We start from the raw sequence: 274 nt of genomic DNA on the forward strand, positions 1-274 counted from the left end.
GATCCGCAGGGTCAGGACACCCGCGTCGTAGTCGGCCTCGATGCGCTCGGTGTCGAGGGTGTCGGCCAGCATGATCTGGCGGGAGAAGACACCGAGGGGCCGCTCGGAGAGCTCCATCTGCACGGTGTCGCCCTTGGCGGCCGGACGGCGCTCCGCCTTGACGGTCAGCATGTTGCGCTCGACGTCGATGTCGATCGCCTCGGTGCTCACACCGGGCAGGTCGAAGGCGATCACGTACACGTCGCCCTCGCGGTAGGCGTCCATCGGCATGACC

Annotated in this window: 1 protein-coding gene; it reads right to left on the reverse strand. The window is 67.9% G+C overall.

Translation table 11 applies throughout. The features are described 5' to 3' along the window. A partial coding sequence (locus tag IG86_RS0138180; protein WP_030903259.1) for an Hsp20/alpha crystallin family protein occupies positions 1-274 on the reverse strand: 274 nt, incomplete at both ends.

The organism is Streptomyces virginiae, from assembly GCF_000720455.1.
GTDB lineage: Bacteria > Actinomycetota > Actinomycetes > Streptomycetales > Streptomycetaceae > Streptomyces > Streptomyces virginiae.